Below are 2,114 nucleotides of genomic sequence, written 5' to 3' on the forward strand. Positions count from 1 at the left end.
AAAGCGGACAATCGACCAGCCGTGGCCTGCGTGAAGACGGCAATTCGCAAGGCATCGCAACGCTATTTGGAACACTGCCGCCAGTAAAATACCGGCAACGCAACACCGCTTAACTGCAAGACCTATGGTTTTGCAATAGCCACAACCCATGATATAAGCAAACTTCATAACAGTCTCAGCATTCTGCCGAAGAACACGCCATCATCCCGCACGGCAATCGACCATGCTGGACAGCATGGAAGAAAACAATCACACCAACTCCGGCTTTGATGCCGACGCCATCGACCACACCACCGCCGCCGACCTGGCCGAAGTCGGTTCCGACAAATGGACCCGCTACCCCGGCTGCATCGGCGCGTTCATCGCCGAAATGGACTACGGTCTGGCGCCATGCATCCAACAGGCGATCGACAGCGCCTGCGACCATTGCAAACTCGGCTACATCCCGGAACCGTGGAAGCACCGGGTGGCCGAAGCCTGCGCCGGATGGCAGAAGCGGCATTATGGCTGGGAAGTCGACCCCGGCATCATCCGCGTGGTGCCCGACGTGCTGGAAGCCTACGAACTGTTCCTGCGCGAACTGGTCGGAGCCGGCAACAGCATCGTGGTGCCGACGCCCGCGTACATGCCGTTCCTGAGCGTGCCGAAGCTCTATGGCATCGACGTGATCGAAATCGAAATGACCACGGATACGAACACCAACGGACAGCGCGAATGGCTGTTCGACTTCGACGCCATCGAACGCGCGTTCGCGGCTGGCTGCCACGCCTTCGTGCTCTGCAACCCCCACAATCCAATTGGCAAAGTGCTCACCTTGGACGAGGAACGGCGCATCAGCGACCTCGCCGCCAAATACGACGTACGCATCTTCAATGATGAGATCCATGCGCCGTTCGTGTTCGAAGGACGGCACATTCCGTTCCCGACCATCAGCGAGACCGCGGCACTGCAGTCGATGACCGCCACCAGTGCGTCCAAATCATTCAATATCCCGGGCACCAAATGCGCGCAGGTGATTCTCACCAATCCCGCCGATCGTGCGATGTGGGCCGAACGAGCCGAATGGAGCGAGCACCAAACCGCCACAATCGGCGCAATCGCCACCACCACCGCATACAACGAAGGCGACCCGTGGTTCCAGGATGCATTCGCCTATGTGCGCCGCAATCTGGATCTCTTCGACGAGCGGATGACCACGCGGTTCAAAGGAGTCGGCTATATCAAGCCGCAGGGCACGTACATCGGCTGGCTTGATTTCTCGGGACTCGGCCTTGACGATCCAGCAGCCTATTTCCTCGACAAGGCGAAGGTGGCGCTGACCGACGGACGCTCGTGCGGGCAAGCGGGCAAGGGTTGTGTACGTGTGAACGTGGCGATGCCGTACCCATTGCTGGCCGAATGCCTGGACCACATGTACGACGCATTGCATGCGGACGGCCTGCTGTGACCGGCAGGCATGTCCCGGCGGACGGCAGCATAGCCAGATAGCCACGTCCGCGAAGACATCGCGACGATTGTCCGTGGCATCCGCCAAAAGGGCGGGCGCCACGGGCGTTTCGCCGGCGAAGACCTTTTGAATCCATGGGAACGACAACGGTTTGCTTTGGGAGAATCGGCGCATGATACGATGGGCGGCATCCCCCAACGACGACGGATATGCATCACCGCATTCACTTTTAGAGAAAGTCCAGCGAATGAGCGATCACATCACCCCTCCCAACGCCGGCAACGTCCCAACCAATCCGCATGCCGCATGCCCACAGCCCTTCGCCCAGCAGACGCGGCCGGCATACGCACGGTCCGACGCATGCACGCGGCCCGCATACGGACGGCAGCCGACCATGCCGCAGGACGCGCCGCAGCCTGTCGGCACACCGCCTCAGGCCATGCACCGACGAACTCGCTCCGAATCGCGGTTCTCCTACAAAAACGGCATTCCTCCGAAGAGGAACGGCAAGTGGATGCCCGACCAGCAATGCGGTCCCGGCAACGCTATCAAACGATTCTTCGAAGGATATGCGGAGTTCAGGGGACGTTCCAGCAGACGCGAATTCTGGCTGGCCATGTTGTTCGTCGTGCCGATGACCGTCCTCCCGTTCCTCTTCCCGCCTTTC

The 2,114-nt window shown here is 60.3% G+C and carries 1 protein-coding gene and 1 pseudogene; both read left to right on the forward strand.

Annotated features, from left to right (window positions below):
• Positions 1 to 235 precede the first annotated feature (235 nt).
• The gene (locus ACR0P8_RS09460; RefSeq protein ID WP_432624816.1) at positions 236 to 1,447 is read left to right on the forward strand and encodes a MalY/PatB family protein; all 1,212 of its coding nucleotides are present in this window, start codon (positions 236 to 238) and stop codon (positions 1,445 to 1,447) included.
• Positions 1,448 to 1,694: 247 nt separating this feature from the next.
• A pseudogene (locus tag ACR0P8_RS09465) lies at positions 1,695 to 2,114 on the forward strand (hypothetical protein); the annotation flags it as partial.

This window comes from Bifidobacterium sp. (genome assembly GCF_050874245.1).
Classification (GTDB): Bacteria; Actinomycetota; Actinomycetes; order Actinomycetales; family Bifidobacteriaceae; genus Bifidobacterium.

Bases quoted from the DNA above. Each gene is read 5' to 3' on its own strand.
- ACR0P8_RS09460 (WP_432624816.1), top strand. From the start codon at position 236: ATGGAAGAAAACAATCACACCAACTCCGGCTTTGATGCCGACGCCATC.